We start from the raw sequence: 15,460 nt of genomic DNA, 5'->3' as shown, positions 1-15,460 counted from the left end.
CAAAATAGTATCCTATCAGCACCGGAACCCTAGATACACTCTCACAATTTTGAATATTGTATCATATAAAAATTAACATTTCAACAGTTAATTACATTTTTTCAAAATTTATATAAATATAAAAACTTTACATTTACTCATAAATGCATTATTGCTTATTCTATATATATTCTAAAAATATAGTTTTATTACCACAATCGCAATTGTTCATATTCATTAGCCTTATAAAAATTCATATTTGTAGCTATACCTTCTTTTTTGCATAATTCATAAAGAATATTATATAATCTTTTTGAATTAGGAGACGAACAATTATATTCATATCCATAATTTCTAATATATTTTTCTTTCATAGTAGGAAAATGTTTATCTAATTCTCTATAATAATATTCTCTTTGTCCTTCTCTTAATGTCATTCCCATAAAAGGTAAAATATATTTAGCACCTGCTGCTTTTCCCTTTTCAACTATTTGTCTTATATTTTCTTCAGTATCATTTATAAAAGGAAGTATCGGCATCATTAATATTCCTGTATAAATCCCCTCTTCTGAAAGCTTTTTTATAGTTTTAAACCTGTCAGAAGACTTAGGTGCACCTGGTTCAATTAATGATGATAGATTATCTTCTGCAGTAGTTATGGTAATTGAAACTGCACAATAGACCTTGTTTATTTTCTTTAAAATATCTATATCTCTCTCCACTAAATTGCTTTTAGTTAGAATATGCACTGGAAAACCATAAATATTTATAATCTCTAATGCTCTTCTAGTAAGCAAAAGTTTCTTTTCTACAGGCATATAAGGATCATTCATACTTCCTGTACCAATTGTACCTTTAACCTTCTTCTTTCTCAGTTCACTTTCAAGCAGCTCTAAAGCATTTTCTTTCACCTGTATTTCTGAGAAATTTTCAATACCATAGCAATTACTTCTAGAATCACAATAAATACATCCATGTTGACAGCCTCTATAAAGATTCATATTATATTTAAGACCAAATAACTTATCCTCTTTAATAGTTGAAAGGAGAGTCTTTGCCTGAATCATCTTTACCATAACTTTCACTCCAATACTTATATAATACATTTCTAATATTTAAATCTATTACTACTTTATTATATATATTTATTGCTTATTATAAGTAAATTTATATAATTGAATTGCTTGTTTACCATAAATTCTAACTATTTTAGGTGGCTTTGCATATTCTATATTTATGTTCATATTTTCTTTACTCAATAATAAACTTTCAGTTTTCATAGCATTAACCAAGCTAATTTTTCTGCTATCAGGGAAAATAATATATACAACACTATTATTACTCTCCTTTAATAGTTCAGCAATATCCTTTGCTAGGGTATTCAAATTAATATTAAATGGAGGGTCACATATAACTCTATCAAATTTTTTTCTATATTTATTTTGTATAAATTTTTTTAAGCCAGTGTTTAAATCGTATTTGACAAACTTAAGGCCTTTATTCTCTCTAAATCTATTATCACGTTCAAATAGCACTACATTTTTATTGGTTTTATATGCATATTGGGCTATTGATGGAGTAACTAAACAAGCTGTATAACCTTCACATAATTCTGCTAAATTTATCGTAGTTTCATTTGAAAAAAAATACTGCATGTATTCTAAGTTTTGATTTAATTTAATATAAGATTCAGAGTTACTATATGACAATTCTACATAGGGAAATCTTAAATTATTTCTATGTGCAGAGAGCCTGTCTATCCCATTATCCTTCATTAAGGATAATACATTTCTTTTCTGTAAATTTACATTAAAGTCTTTTTCTTTTTTAACAAATCTTAGCCATATAAAGACATTGGCATTTCTATGATTATCAGTATATAGTCTATAATTATCATATTCTAATTGTAATCTAAATTCATGTATTAAAGTCCAAGTCTTTAATACCCATGCTGGCGTAGAAAGTATTAATAATACTCCATCTTTTTCTAATAAATCTTTGGATTTAATTAGTAACTTTTTAAACATCTCATATTCAATTCCCATTCTAATATCAAATCTACTTATAGGTATTTCTATCATTTTTTCATTTGTATTAATAAATCCTGCAACAAAGACATTAAACCTCTCATTTTTATACTCTATATTATCTATATTTTCATTTAAAAAAATAGGTTGTGTGTGTAAATATCCTGTTAATAGTCCACTAATATTTTCCCATTTTTCATTATAAAGTAATTCAACATTATTAATCTTTTCAGCTAGATTTATCTTATTTGATATCAGCTTTTGTGGTTTATAAATATATGATATTGTCCATATAATTGTATCTACTTCTGAACAAATAATTAGTACCTTATCTCCATTCTTAATACATCCAAAATTAATTAAAGATATTATACTCCATATATTGAATGCCTTATAAGATAAAATGTTTGGTTTTTCATTTTCATAAATTAATTCTGTTACACTAATAATATCTTCCATTGTTGCAAAAATACCCTTTTCTTCCACTGATAAATCCTCCTTAAAAATAATTTTTAAGGCCTATTCCATTGGGTTATTAGATATAGAAAAAGGCTACAAAAAAGCACAGCTTTCTTGTAGCCTAAAAAATCCGTAAATTAATTTAAACATAAATAGCATGATTCTAATATGTCTATATGCCTTTTACTTTATGTCAAAATAAGCCTATACACTTCAATATTATGTGCAAATAATAAAAATCAAACTCAATGCAAAATTAAAAATTACAATTTTAGTTCTATAAGATTTATGTCTTCTAATTGCTAACTATAAAAGAAGTACACAAAAAAACCTAATGGACTAGGCGTTTTAAAACTTCTTTTAATCAATTTTCAGTTGTGAAAATTAATTAGCAATTAGTGACTGTCATTCTTATAGTACCTCCTATATTTTATATGGTATATTATAACAAACAAGTAAAAGTAAATCAATTTACTATATATTATATTAATGAAAAAATAATACTATATTATTCAATTTATATTCTAATTTTAAAATAACCAATCTTTATGCTTCCATAATGCAATTGTTCCACCTATTCCTATTATAGTTGTAAAAAATAGTATAGTGAAAAAACTCATAGGTGCAATATTGGCTAATACATCAAAAATCATTTTTGAACTACTTAAAAAGAATACAAAGCTGTCTGATATATATAGTGAGCCTAAAAACACTGCTATAATTGCTAAAAATGATAACACAGAATTTTCGATAATTCCACAGATTAAACTGCTAATAGATAAAATAGCAAATAATATAAGGAATTCTATAACATAAAATTTAAAGCTATAAATAAAAGCTTCAATTGAATTAAAATCCTTTGTAATATTAAAAAACTTAGTTGATTCTACTGTGTCTAAGAAAAATTTCCCGAAAAGACTTGATATTATAAAAAGTATCATTAAAAAAACAAAGGTTATAAAAGCCTGAGCTATTAATTTAGCTAATATAAATTCTGTCTTTTTATAAGGCCTAGTCATCACATTACGGTAACTACCTGAAGTATATTCAGTATTGAAGCAATCAGTATAAAGCATTGGTAAAATTACAAACATTAATAGTGGATGAATGTCCCTTAAAATAAATACTGAAAAATTTAAAGAATTTAATGGCATAGTTATATTACTATCATAAAAACCTACATTCCAACTTCCCATTGCTATACTCCACAATGTAGATAATAATATGAAAGTAATTAATAGAGTCTTTGTTTTTGAACGACTCCAAACTCGTTCCATTTCGCTTATAATCAATTGTCTCATAAAACCCCTCCTAAGCTATATATACCTATCTAATTTAGTAAAAATTGCAGAAGATAATATTGTAAAAATTAATGTATATACTATTAATACAATGAATCCGTATAATACAAAAGTAGGATGTTCCCCCAGCATAATAGCAATTCCCATATGTTGTATATGAGTTAGAGATAAAAGTTGAAACTTAAACAACCTCTCAGTCATATTAGAGGAAAATATAAGTAAAATTTGTGGATATATCATTGATGCTAATAGGAAAGCCACACTAATTCCTACCCCAGTGGTAACAGTTTTACTTATTACTGCAATAAACATTACCACTGATGTCATTGCAATTAGTGTTAAATATGACATAGCATAATATTTTATCCCGTATAAGAATGATTCCTTTATAGTGGACAACCCATTATAATAAAATATTTGAACCTTTTCTAATTTAGGCATAAACATATATCCTATTGGTATGCTTAAAAGATAATATGTTATAAGAAGTAACAATATTGTAGTAGCAACTGCAAGAAACTTAGCAAAAAATAATTGTGTAAAAGATCTTGTTCTAATCATAACCATTCTAATTTGTCCACTTCTATACTCTTCTGTTACTGATAAAACTAAAAGTAAAACAACTACAATGTTAAAGAATACTATAAGTTGTTCTTGTATTGCAGCAGAAGGAAAATTTGCAAAGGAAGTAAATTCTGGGCTAATTTCTGGCACAGATAAATTATGACTTAAATAATATTTTGAGGAAGCATATAGTACTAATGGAATAGCAATAAAAATCAACCAAGTGCTTTTTTTAGACCATAATCTTTCCAATTCATTTATAAATAAAGCTTTCATTTTTATTTACCCTCTTTATTTATGACAAGCTCTATAAATGCATCTTCTAGCCTGTTACTTCCTTTAGCTTTTTCCAATAACTCACTTGTAAGTCCTTGCCATATTAATTTACCATCCTTTATAATAACTAATCTATTACACATTTGTTGAAGTTCATCTAAAAGATGACTAGAAATAAGGAAGGTAATTCCTCTTTCTTTTTGCAATCTTATAATCAAATTTCTTAAATCCCTCATTCCTATGGGGTCTAATCCATTTGCAGGCTCGTCTAAAATTATCACTTCAGGATTATTTAAAAGTGCTTGAGCGATTCCTAGCCTCTGCTTCATTCCAAGAGAATAGGTCTTAACCTTATCATTTGCTCTATCCTTTAGTCCTACAACTTCTAAAACTTCTTCCACTTTATTTAATTGACTTTTGCGATCCATATTCGGATTTAATCTAGCAAGATTTTGAAGATTTTTTCTTCCTGACATATACGGAAAAAATATAGGAGATTCAACAATAGCACCAAGTTTTAAAAGAGCCTCTTTACGATTTTTATTTACATCTTTACCTGATATTAATATTTCTCCACTATTAGGAGAAATAAGTCCTGTAATCATCCTAATTGTAGTAGTTTTTCCCGAACCATTTGATCCAAGAAATCCACATATATCCCCACTTTCAACTTCAAAAGACAAATTACTTATAATAGTCCTTCCTTTAATTTTTTTATTTAAATTAATTATTTGTAACTTTTTTTCTTTCATCTATATTTCCTCCCTTAATCCATATAAGCCCATAATAAAGCTAAAGTTTAAAGATTTTATAAAGAAATATAATTTTATGTAACAAAAAATAATAGTCCTAGAAAATACTCAAATTATGAATACTTTCTAGGACTAGGTATAGGGGGACGGTTCATTAAAATTTTTAAATTTCTTAACTTGTAAAAAGTAATGAACCGTCCCTATACATTACTGAATATATTTCCTAATAGTTTTCTGCACTTAGATGTATTTATTGATAAGTCTAATGAGCGATTATTTTTAGCAGCATAATCTTCATCAATAAAATCGCTCTTAATTAAATTAACATCTAAGTTTAAATGTGCAGCCATTTTTCTATAATAATTATAATAACTTTCCTTCTTCTCTGGCCCCAAATGGATAATTCCTTTATAATCACATTTTATTAACTCTATTATGGCTTCTGCTAGTTCATCTACTTTTACAAAAGTATTGTATAAATTTTCTGTTCTTACAACTTCTTGTTTTTCTTCTAATTTATTAATTAAATGAGATATCCGTTTATCCCACTTTCCATTTATATCTTGTCCATAAATAGCACCTGGTCTTATGATAATATAATTGTCATGATGCTTAACTATTTTCTCACCATCTATTTTTGCATTTGAATATAGTGCTAATGGCTCGTCACTATTTTTATATTTCGGGTTATCTTCTTCACTGTAATTACCTTTTCCATTAAAAACAGCATTTGTTGACATGAAGATTAATTTCTGTTTATATGATAAGTATTTTAAGATATTATTTAGACCCATTTCTATTAAATACTTTTCACTTTCTTTACTCATTAAGCTCCATAAAACAATATCTGGTTTAAACTTATATATTATAGATTAAGGCATCTTCAAAAAATAATAAACCAGTATATTAGCTTATTTTCCATCATACTGCGTCGTCAGAACCTGCCCATAGTTCTACTATGAGCAGAACCTAACTCCTTGTCTGATAAAAAATATCCTAATATCTTTGGTCTATTATTTTCTTTCACATGCCTTTTAACTTCTTCCTCATTAGTTACATCAAGTTTTATTAAATCACCACAATTATTTGATCCATAACAAGTTCCCAGTACATTAAAATCTAATTGAGATTTTATTTTTTTATAAATATGTCCACCTAAAAATCCACTTGCCCAAGAATTAAAACATTCATTTTTATCACTCCTTTTTATAAATCACTATAGTTTTAACTAATATAGTTATGTTCTTCCTCACAAAATAAACCGTGAATAAGTTGTTTTACATGGCATTCAAATTATATTATTATTTTCATAATTTTCTAATATTTAATTCAACCTTATACCCACAACATATCTACATAAAATAATTTCTTAATAATCTAAGTTCCTTATTTAATTTGCAGATCTATTAAAAGTATAAAATAAATTTATATATTTCTAACTTAATACACAAAATAGCTTTAAAGATTATTTTATTGAGGAGAAGTTAAATGAGTAAGAAGATATTATTTATTACATTATTTCTAACATTCTTTATTACCAGCATAATTTATGCTAAATCCTCTTTTACAGTATTAGTTAATGATAAGGAAGTACCTAATAATGGAGATTATTTAATTAAAGATGATAAAATTTATATTAAGGATAGTGCATTGGTGAGGGACTTTAATATTAATACTTTCTATGAGGAAGAAGAAAATAGGCTAAGACTATATGATACAAATAAAATTGAATTAAAAGCTAGATGTGAAATGTTTGAAGAATTTGCAGATTTATATGATCCTAAAACTGCAGATGAGATAGCTGAACTTTGGGCAAAAGGTATAAAGGACAGAAATGGAGTATTTCAATATGCTACTTATAGCAAAGTTCTAAAAAATGAATTTAAAAAATTAATAGAAGGTCGTGGTTCATGGGTAACTGGATTTTCAAGTCCATGGGTTAAAGGATATACAATAGAAAAAGAGGAAATCTCACCTTCCAAATTTAAATATAAAATAGTTTTTGAGGCTACAACCTCTGCTAAAGATACTTATATCTGGAATGCTACCCTTGAAGTTTCAAAAGAAGATGGGAAGTGGCGAATTACAAGCTTAGTAAAAGATTTTGATATAGTTTAAATGTAAGGGACGGTTCATTATAATTTAATAATAACTTACCCTATAATTTAAAATTATTGAATTACCTTATAATTTATAAATACAAATATAATGAACCGTCCCCTAAAATGAAATATAATCATTTTATAACTCTCGTAATATTTATTATTATAATTCACGTTGATAATATGTTGACTAGTTCGATTCTTGATAGGTTAGTTTCCAATTCAAATCTTAGAAATTCTTATAAAACAGCAACTGTGCTTTCTAAAATATCTAATAAAGATAATTAATAAAATTGTACATAGATAAATAAAAAAAGCGAAAGTATCACTAAAAAATGATACTTTTGTTTCTATAATTTACTACTTTAGATATATTAAATTTGTACTGGTTCTATATGTATAATATTAAATAATATAAACTACAAAAAATATTTTTATTTATATCCGTTTTGTTTATCCATTGCCTCATCTTTAATTTCTTCTCTCATAGCATCAAGAGCTGCTTCTCTTCTCTGATTTTTTTCACTTAATGCTTCCTTCGTATTTTCATCATCTGTTTTTTCAATCATTTCATCTGCACGATGAATGTTTTCAATAGTATTACTAATATTATATTGAATTCTATCTACATTATCTCTTCTATCATCTGGTTTATTTTTCATAATTTCATCTCTCCTCTTTTTAAAATTTATCCTTTAAAAGATAGTTTATATATAAATCTCTTCTTTCTTTATTATGTGTATAAATATATTTATTTATGTAGTAATAATTTTTAACTTCTTATATATTTCTTGTATTATATAAGAATTTGCATCTTTTTATGGACAAGTATAAATTTACTAATATATAAATATTAATGTGATTAAAACATATCATTATAAACTTTAACCTTAATTTACGGTTAAGAAGAAATAAAAATTTGAAAAACTTATTAGCAAAATATATTTATCAACGATGTGAAAAACATAAAATGTCTTTCAACACTTAAGGGACGGTTCATTACAATTTAATGATAACTTACTTTATAAAAATATAATGAACCGTCACCTAACATACTAATTGGTATAATGCTAAGATGTGCTTGGGTACAGTAGCACTTGCATACCTCCACTACGCAGATAAGTTGGACTTCCTAACCTTCCACTTGCACATTATTTTAATGTTATGCATAAACTAAGGGCAGTCCAATGGACTATCTTTAAATGTTTTTAATATGTAATTTATTTGGAATGTAAAGTAACTAAGACCCATATATATCAGCGTTACACTCATCACATATGCCGTCATTACGCTTATATTCCTCTTCTGATATTTCAGTTTCGCAAGTATCACAAGCGAATATTTCTTCTCCTTTATATTCAAAGTTCCTTAGGAATTGCTCATTATCTTCCTCTTCCTCATGTTGACAATATACTTTTATTTTATTTGACATCTTAATTCCGCCTTTCTAAATTTTAGTTTTAATGCTTCGGATTACCATCATATTTTCGCCTAATTATATCATAAATTTTTACGTTAAAATATTATTTAGTCTTTCGCCACATAATACCATTGTTCTTTACTTTATATTCTTATTACACATAAAAATCGGAATATAATTCCAATAAAAATATAAATTAAATGATGTTTATACAAATATAGGTTGCCTTGTCTTAAATTCCTTTACTATAGTGTAACTATGTGGTATTTTACTATGAACTATCAAGTTTTTAGTCCTTACAATTTCTTTTTCTGTACTAGAGGTATTTATCCATTTGAACCATTTAAGATAGTTACTGATATACTTAGTTGCAACACAATTAAACCTACCCATCCATCTTTTTAAATTGGCGTGTATAAAGGACGGTTCATTACAATTCAATGATAACTTATTTTATACAAATACAAATATAATGAACCGTCCCCTAACATAGAGTAAAAAACCTCTAAGGACTTTTATTTATTGTTCCATAGAAGTTTTATAACTTTATTATTATGCTAATATATTATCTTAATTATTTTATTTTTCCTTGCTTTTTAAGGATAGTTTCCATTTCGTCTACATACTGTCCAAACTCAGCTAATAAATTATCTATTGAAGTTGTTTTTGTTGGATCAACTCCCGCTTTCTTTAGTGCATCGACAGGATATTCTGAAGATCCAGTCTTTAAAAATTCTAAGTACTTATTAACTGCATTCTTATCTTTTCCATCAAGTATATTTTTAACAATTTCATTAGAAGCTGCCATAGAAGTAGCATATTTATAAACATAGAAATTGTTATAGAAATGAGTTATTTTTGCCCATCCTAAAGTTCCTAGCTCATCTGGAGCAAAGCTATCACCATAGTATTTTTTTACTAAATCTCCATATATTTGCCTTAGAGATTTAGCTGATAATGGCTCGCCTGCTTCTAATTTTTCATGTACTGTTTTTTCAAATTCCGCAAACATTACTTGAGTATATACTGTACCTTTTATATTTTCAATTAATTGATTTAATAAATATAGCTTTTCATCATCATTCTTAGCATTTTTTATTAAATTTTTAATTATCATCAATTCATTAGTTGTTGAAGCTACTTCCGCATTAAATATAGGTGTATGTGCGTTCATATATGATTGGGCTTTTCCTGCATAAACAGAGTTTACCGCATGCCCCATTTCATGTCCTACTGTTAACATGTCATCTAAAGAGTCAGTATAATTTAGAAGTATAAATGGGTGTACACCATATAGTCCTAGATTATACCCACCTGTTCTCTTACCTTTTGATTCATAAACATCTAACCATCTATTATCAAAACCTGTCTTAACTATAGATAAATATTCTTCTCCAAGTGGCTTTAATCCTTCTAAAACCATCTTTTTAGCATTTTCATAAGGTATTGTTAATTTATAATTATCAACTAGTGGAACATATAAATCATATGCATGTATCTTATCAAGATTTGTAATTTTTCTTTTTAATTCTACATATTTATGAAGTGGTCCCATATTGTTATTAACTGCTGTAATTAAATTATCATAAACTTCTCTTGGAATATTATCCTTAGCAAGAGATGCTTCGAGAGTGGAGTTATATTTTCTAGATTTAGCTAAGAAAATATCCTTTTTTACAGAAGCTAAATAAATAGAAGCAAAAGTATTTTGAAGTTCTTCTGTTACTTTACCATTAGCTTCAAATGCTTTCTTTCTTAAATCTCTATCTTTTCCATCAAGTATATTTGAATATACTCCTGAAGTTAATTCTATGTCTTTTCCATTTTTATCTTTTATAATTGCTTTTCTCATATCTGCCATTCTCAATTTATTAAAAATCTCTTGTGGACTACCTACAAATTCTGATGCATTTGCTAATATATCTTCCTCTTCTTTTGAAAGGGCATGTTCTTTTTGCCTTATTAAAGATTCTATAAAATGAGCATAATTTTTTAATTTTGGATTTGCTATAAGACTTTTTAATGAAGCTTCATCTTGTGATAACAATTCAGGTGTAAAAAAGGTTACCAGTTGATCATATTCTGCAACAATACTATCTGCTTTAGAAATCAGCTCTGTTGCCTCATTGTCTCCTTGATTTAAGTCTCCTCTAAAACCAGCATACCAATATATTTTACTTAAAACAATTGATGCTTCTTCATCCATTTTCAAGAATTCAAGCAGCTTATTAGGATCTTTTAACTTACCTTCGTATTCTTTATATTTAGGGAAATATTCTTTTCTTACTTTCTCAATATCCTTTTCCCACGCTTGTACATCTTTATAAATATCCTCCAAATTCCATTTATATTTGTCATCAATCTTCTTTTCACCTTGAGGCTTTATTGTATTGTTCTTAGACTCAGAATACATTATTGATTGTTTTTCATTTACATTTACACCACTTTTATTAACTATTGCAAAAGTATTAATCGTTGAATTCATCATCATACTAGCAGTTATGCAGATAATAACAATTTTTTTTCTTGATTTTAGCATGATACCCCTCCATTTGAATAAAATTTCAATAATTGTAATTTTATTACATATATTAGATACATTATACTCTTTATAAGTTAATTTTCAGTGTATGTATTTTAAAGAAATTATGAAAACTTAAAATTTAATCATTCAATACTATGATAAGTTTAGATCATAAAAACCTACTATCTTTAAAGATAATAGGTTTTTATTCTACTTAAGCTTATAGTATAAAACTCCATTTTCTTCTGTTCTTTCAACTTTTCCCATATATAAAAGATGTTCTAAATGTGACATAGCCTCTCCTGAAGCAAACCACTTTTGAGGATTAGGGAAATCTTCCCACTTATCATATCGCAATTCCCAATGCATAGATGCTGCAGTATCTCTAACTGTTTTCTTTTCTTCTTTTATTATATTCATAACCTCATCAAGACGGCTTTCATGATGGCTAATTAATTCATTTATTCTTGTTTTATGATCTTTTATTATAAATCTATGAGCAGGAAATAAATAATTTATATCATAATCATATATTTTCCTTAAATTTTTTAAATATACTTCCAACATATCACCATATTCAAATCCCCAAAATGCTATATTAGGAGTTATCTTTCCTAATATATGGTCTCCACAGAAAAACAATTTGTGTTCCTCTTCATAAAGTCCTATATGACCTGGTGTATGTCCTGGAATATTAACTACTTTAAAAGAAAATTCTCCTATATTTATTTCATCATTTTCATGCAATAATATAAAATCTACTGGCTCCTTTGGAGAAAATTTATATCCAGGATGATCATCAAAATTTATATTATCTTGAGTAAGAGAAAATAGTTTTTTATAGTCATTAAAAGTATTCCAATATTCTGCCGTAGCCATCTTATTTATCATATGACCATCTGTTTCTCCTGAATATACCCTAAAACCTTGTTTACTTAAAACAGCAGCAAGTCCTGAATGGTCAGCATGCAAATGAGTTACTAAAAGATCTGTCTTATTTAAATCTAAACCAAGTTCCTCTATACCATTCATAAATGCTTGTCTACATTCTTCTGTATCAAATCCACTATCTATTATTAAATTTCTATCCTCTGACAATATAATATAGCTATTTATAGCTCTTAATGGATTATTAGGCAATGGTATTTCATTCCTATAAACATTTTTATATACTTGTTCCATCATATTAATTCCCCTTTCATATTATCTATTCTTTGGTTTAACATACCTACTTATGAATAAATCCTCGTTTATATCATTATACTATGACACCTTATAATTTACATTTAAATATTGTTTATAATTGGAATCCCATCTATATAGGGATACAATGCGAAAACTTAATATGCACTCTAGAAAATAAATTTTCTATAAAAACAGATTAATCCCTTAGAAATTAAGGATTAATAATGAAGAATGAAGGATTTAGGAAAAAATTCACTAAAGATGAATTTCTTAAAATAAAATTTATTTTAAAAAACTCCAAAGGCTTTGACCGTGGAGTTTTAACCATAATTCTTCATCTTTCATCCTTAATTTTTCATTCATAGAAAAGAATTTTTGTTATGGAAATTAAAATCATGCATAATTTAAATTTTCGTTGTGGAACCCTATAGTCATAGGTTATATAAATAAAATAGTAATTAACTAAAGATTTTTTATTGAATTATTTAAATATTTATAGTATAATCTATTAAAATATTCAATGTGAGGGGCAACTTATTATGATTACTATAAAAATGATAAATACAAATGAATATTATTATAGCTATTATAGATAAGGTTTGCTGAAATGAAAAAAATTCATAGATGCAAACTGGTAAAGTATTTTTTAAAATACAGTTTGCGTCTATGATGGTTATATAATTGTGCAATAAAACCACGTAGAGCTCTGCGTGGTTTTATTTTGTTAAGAATTTAAACCACGTAGATAAAATATCTATGTGATTTTTTTATATAGAAAATTAATAAGGAGGAGTTAAAATGAAAGAAAGAGAAAATTTTTCAAGTAAATTTGGATTTATACTTTCCTGTATAGGTTCAGCAGTTGGACTCGGAAACATATGGATGTTTTCGTGGAGATTAGGTCAGTATGGGGGAGCCGCTTTTCTTATACCCTATTTTATATTTGTATTTATATTAGGAACTACAGGGCTTATGGGAGAATTCGCTTTAGGAAGATCAAAAGGAAAAGGTTCCTTAGGTGGTATAAAAGAAATCTTAGATGAAAAGAATATATTCGGTTCATCTATCATATCTCTAATACCCACTTTAGGTGTTTGGGGAATATTTTTATTTTATAATGTAGTAGTTGGATGGGTTCTAAAATATTTTTCAATAAGCACAACTAGCAATTTTAAAAATATAGATGTTTCAAATTACTTAGATAGTTTTTTAGGAAGCAATGAAACTATTTTCTGGCTTGCTTTAGCTTTGCTGATAACAACTATTGTTGTAGCCTATGGAGTCAGTAAAGGAATTGAAAAAGCAAATAAAGTTATGATGCCTGCACTATTTATTATATTTGTAATATTACTTATTAGATCTGTAACCCTTCCTGGAGCATCAGAAGGAATACAATATTTATTGATTCCTAAATGGTCTTATTTATTAAATCCTACCACTTGGGTTATGGCTCTTGGCCAAGCATTCTTTACTGTATCTTTAAATGGAGCTGGTATGGTGGTATATGGTAGTTACATAAAAAAAGATGTTGATATACCTTCCTCTGCAATAAATACAGCTTTTTATGATAGTTTATCAGCTATGTTAGCAGCTTTTATAATAATTCCAGCAGCTTTTGCTTTTGGGCTAGATCCAGCGTCAGGTCCTACTTTATTATTTATAACAGTTCCAACTATCTTTAAATCAATGCCTGGTGGACATTTATTTGGAGCTATTTTCTTTGGTAGTATTGTATTTGCAGCTGTATCTTCAACTATAAATATGATGGAAGCAACTTCAGAAGCTTTTATGTATAAAACAAAATGGAGTAGAAGAAAAAGCGTACTATTTATTGGAGTAATTTCATTTTTAGCTGCTATACCACTAGCTTTCAATATAGAACTATTTAATAATTTTTCTGATATAATTACTATTTATATAGCTCCTTTTGGTACAGTAATTTCAGCCATAGCTTTCTTTTGGATATATGGAATGGATAATGCTTTAAAAGAAATTAATATGGGAGCAAGAAGACCTTTAGGTAATTGGTTTATACCTTTAGCTAAATATGTTTTTGTATTTGTATCAATAATAGTTATTGTTTTAGGTGCGATATATGGAGGAATTGGTTAATACTTTAAATTAAATTTTTTTTCACTTTAAATGAATATAAAATAAAAAGCATTGCAAGATTTATATATTTATTAAAGTCTTACAATGCTTTTTGTATATTCTATTTTTTATACTTAATATAAAAATACTTGGCAACTAATACAATATAATTGCTTTTACCTTAGCAATATAGTATGTAAAAGAATTTATTTAATAAATTCTTCTCTTAGTATTGAATAATAAGAAAGATTTTCAAAATAAGATAGATTTTCAGGTAAATCCTTAATCTTAAAATGATATTTCATACCTAATTTTTCAACCAATTTAATTGAATGTATATTTTCAGCATCTACTAGCCCAATAATTTTTTTCAGCTTAATAACTTTAAAACCATACTCAACAAGTGCATAGGCAGCTTCTGATGTTAACCCTTGGCTTCTATATTCATTAGACAATCCATAATAAAGTTCAACTTCTTGCAAATCTAAATCGTCAGGACCTAGTCCACAATACCCTATAACTTTATTATCATCCTTATGAATTATAGCTAAATTGAACTTATATATCTTATCTGGCGTATTCTTTTTACAACAATCTATAGACCATTTAATAATATCCTTTACCTCATCTAGTGATGGTACATCTTCGGGAATATATTTATAAAAATTCTTCTCTCCCACAATTTGAAAAATTCTTTCTGCATCTTCTAAAGAATAAGGTCTTATAAGTAATCTATTAGTTTCTATTTTTGCATCTACAAACATTTCACATTTCCCCTTT

The 15,460-nt window shown here is 26.9% G+C and carries 13 protein-coding genes and 1 pseudogene; 2 read left to right on the top strand and 12 right to left on the bottom strand.

The window, feature by feature from the left end; genetic code table 11:
- Window positions 1-188: 188 nt before the first annotated feature.
- The 6 genes from ACWPW7_RS05775 to ACWPW7_RS05750 form a co-directional block, all read right to left on the bottom strand.
- Window positions 189-1,055, bottom strand: a complete 867-nt coding sequence (locus ACWPW7_RS05775; RefSeq protein WP_454052717.1) for a radical SAM protein — start codon at window positions 1,053-1,055, stop codon at window positions 189-191.
- A 69-nt stretch (window positions 1,056-1,124) separates the two neighbouring features.
- Window positions 1,125-2,492, bottom strand: coding sequence for a hypothetical protein (locus ACWPW7_RS05770; RefSeq protein ID WP_454052716.1), 1,368 nt, complete (start codon window positions 2,490-2,492; stop codon window positions 1,125-1,127).
- Window positions 2,493-2,995: 503 nt separating this feature from the next.
- Window positions 2,996-3,766: an ABC transporter permease gene (locus ACWPW7_RS05765; RefSeq protein ID WP_454052715.1), complete on the bottom strand. Its 771-nt coding sequence runs from the start codon at window positions 3,764-3,766 to the stop codon at window positions 2,996-2,998.
- Between the two features lie 15 nt (window positions 3,767-3,781).
- Window positions 3,782-4,606, bottom strand: coding sequence for a hypothetical protein (locus ACWPW7_RS05760; protein WP_454052714.1), 825 nt, complete (start codon window positions 4,604-4,606; stop codon window positions 3,782-3,784).
- 2 nt (window positions 4,607-4,608) lie between these two features.
- A complete protein-coding gene (locus ACWPW7_RS05755) occupies window positions 4,609-5,358 on the bottom strand; it encodes an ABC transporter ATP-binding protein (protein WP_454052713.1) in 750 nt (249 codons plus the stop codon).
- Window positions 5,359-5,558: 200 nt separating this feature from the next.
- On the bottom strand, window positions 5,559-6,185 hold the full coding sequence (locus tag ACWPW7_RS05750; RefSeq protein WP_454052712.1) for a sugar nucleotide-binding protein: 627 nt from the start codon (window positions 6,183-6,185) through the stop codon (window positions 5,559-5,561).
- Between the two features lie 661 nt (window positions 6,186-6,846).
- Between ACWPW7_RS05750 and ACWPW7_RS05745 the strand changes: the two genes are divergently transcribed.
- Window positions 6,847-7,476 carry a hypothetical protein gene (locus ACWPW7_RS05745; RefSeq protein ID WP_454052711.1) on the top strand — a complete coding sequence of 210 codons (630 nt, stop codon included), beginning with the start codon at window positions 6,847-6,849 and terminating at the stop codon, window positions 7,474-7,476.
- A 418-nt stretch (window positions 7,477-7,894) separates the two neighbouring features.
- On the opposite strand, the gene tlp is transcribed toward ACWPW7_RS05745, so the two are convergent.
- From tlp to ACWPW7_RS05720, 5 genes and pseudogenes are all read right to left on the bottom strand, one after another.
- Window positions 7,895-8,122, bottom strand: coding sequence for a small acid-soluble spore protein Tlp (gene tlp / locus ACWPW7_RS05740; protein ID WP_291561247.1), 228 nt, complete (start codon window positions 8,120-8,122; stop codon window positions 7,895-7,897).
- Window positions 8,123-8,700: 578 nt separating this feature from the next.
- Window positions 8,701-8,892 (bottom strand): hypothetical protein, encoded by a 192-nt coding sequence (locus ACWPW7_RS05735; RefSeq protein ID WP_454052710.1) that lies wholly within the window; start codon window positions 8,890-8,892, stop codon window positions 8,701-8,703.
- Between the two features lie 195 nt (window positions 8,893-9,087).
- Window positions 9,088-9,294 (bottom strand): annotated as a pseudogene (locus ACWPW7_RS05730) (IS1595 family transposase); the annotation flags it as partial.
- Window positions 9,295-9,454: 160 nt separating this feature from the next.
- Window positions 9,455-11,419, bottom strand: a complete 1,965-nt coding sequence (gene pepF, locus ACWPW7_RS05725) for an oligoendopeptidase F (RefSeq protein WP_454052709.1) — start codon at window positions 11,417-11,419, stop codon at window positions 9,455-9,457.
- A 195-nt stretch (window positions 11,420-11,614) separates the two neighbouring features.
- Window positions 11,615-12,589: an MBL fold metallo-hydrolase gene (locus ACWPW7_RS05720; protein WP_454052708.1), complete on the bottom strand. Its 975-nt coding sequence runs from the start codon at window positions 12,587-12,589 to the stop codon at window positions 11,615-11,617.
- Window positions 12,590-13,387: 798 nt separating this feature from the next.
- Between ACWPW7_RS05720 and ACWPW7_RS05715 the strand changes: the two genes are divergently transcribed.
- The gene (locus tag ACWPW7_RS05715) at window positions 13,388-14,701 is read left to right on the top strand and encodes a sodium-dependent transporter (protein ID WP_454052707.1); all 1,314 of its coding nucleotides are present in this window, start codon (window positions 13,388-13,390) and stop codon (window positions 14,699-14,701) included.
- Between the two features lie 185 nt (window positions 14,702-14,886).
- On the opposite strand, the gene ACWPW7_RS05710 is transcribed toward ACWPW7_RS05715, so the two are convergent.
- Window positions 14,887-15,444 (bottom strand): GNAT family N-acetyltransferase, encoded by a 558-nt coding sequence (locus ACWPW7_RS05710; RefSeq protein ID WP_454052706.1) that lies wholly within the window; start codon window positions 15,442-15,444, stop codon window positions 14,887-14,889.
- Between the last annotated feature and the right edge of the window lie 16 nt (window positions 15,445-15,460).

It is taken from the genome of Clostridium sp. Marseille-Q7071 (genome assembly GCF_965112025.1).
This window is presented reverse-complemented; position numbering and strand designations above follow the sequence as displayed.

Coding starts and splice junctions, on each gene's coding strand:
- ACWPW7_RS05775 (WP_454052717.1), bottom strand. CDS start 1,055: ATGGTAAAGATGATTCAGGCAAAGACTCTCCTTTCAACTATTAAAGAG.
- ACWPW7_RS05765 (WP_454052715.1), bottom strand. CDS start 3,766: ATGAGACAATTGATTATAAGCGAAATGGAACGAGTTTGGAGTCGTTCA.
- ACWPW7_RS05760 (WP_454052714.1), bottom strand. CDS start 4,606: ATGAAAGCTTTATTTATAAATGAATTGGAAAGATTATGGTCTAAAAAA.
- ACWPW7_RS05755 (WP_454052713.1), bottom strand. CDS start 5,358: ATGAAAGAAAAAAAGTTACAAATAATTAATTTAAATAAAAAAATTAAA.
- ACWPW7_RS05750 (WP_454052712.1), bottom strand. CDS start 6,185: ATGAGTAAAGAAAGTGAAAAGTATTTAATAGAAATGGGTCTAAATAAT.
- ACWPW7_RS05745 (WP_454052711.1), top strand. CDS start 6,847: ATGAGTAAGAAGATATTATTTATTACATTATTTCTAACATTCTTTATT.
- tlp (WP_291561247.1), bottom strand. CDS start 8,122: ATGAAAAATAAACCAGATGATAGAAGAGATAATGTAGATAGAATTCAA.
- ACWPW7_RS05735 (WP_454052710.1), bottom strand. CDS start 8,892: ATGTCAAATAAAATAAAAGTATATTGTCAACATGAGGAAGAGGAAGAT.
- pepF (WP_454052709.1), bottom strand. CDS start 11,419: ATGCTAAAATCAAGAAAAAAAATTGTTATTATCTGCATAACTGCTAGT.
- ACWPW7_RS05720 (WP_454052708.1), bottom strand. CDS start 12,589: ATGATGGAACAAGTATATAAAAATGTTTATAGGAATGAAATACCATTG.
- ACWPW7_RS05715 (WP_454052707.1), top strand. CDS start 13,388: ATGAAAGAAAGAGAAAATTTTTCAAGTAAATTTGGATTTATACTTTCC.
- ACWPW7_RS05710 (WP_454052706.1), bottom strand. CDS start 15,444: ATGTTTGTAGATGCAAAAATAGAAACTAATAGATTACTTATAAGACCT.